Origin of the sequence: Streptococcus sp. HMSC076C08, assembly GCF_001810825.1 — a bacterium.
Lineage (GTDB): Bacteria > Bacillota > Bacilli > Lactobacillales > Streptococcaceae > Streptococcus.
The window spans coordinates 1-287 of the sequence record NZ_KV802701.1 but is presented as its reverse complement, the minus strand read 5'-3'; the positions used below and the strand labels follow the sequence as shown (position 1 = coordinate 287).

At 40.1% G+C, this 287-nt stretch carries 1 pseudogene; it reads left to right on the top strand.

Going from position 1 to position 287, the window contains the following annotated elements:
• A pseudogene (locus HMPREF2766_RS00155) lies at window positions 1-249 on the top strand (23S rRNA (uracil-5-)-methyltransferase RumA); the annotation flags it as partial.
• Window positions 250-287: the final 38 nt, after the last annotated feature.

The following is a 287-nucleotide window of genomic DNA, read 5'->3' as shown; positions in this document are numbered from 1 at the left end:
GGCTACCGAGCAGATGCCTTGATAGTCGATCCTCCTCGTACAGGTTTAGATGATAAGCTGTTGGATACCATTCTAACCTATGTTCCAGAAAAAATGGTCTATGTATCCTGCAATGTTTCGACCTTGGCTCGAGATTTGGTTAAACTGGTAAAAGTCTATGACCTCCAGTATATCCAGTCGGTCGATATGTTTCCCCACACTGCACGAACAGAAGCAGTGGTTAAATTAGTGAAGAAAAGAAAAAATTAACTTCACTGAAAAAAGTCCTTGACAAAGGTAAAAAAGTA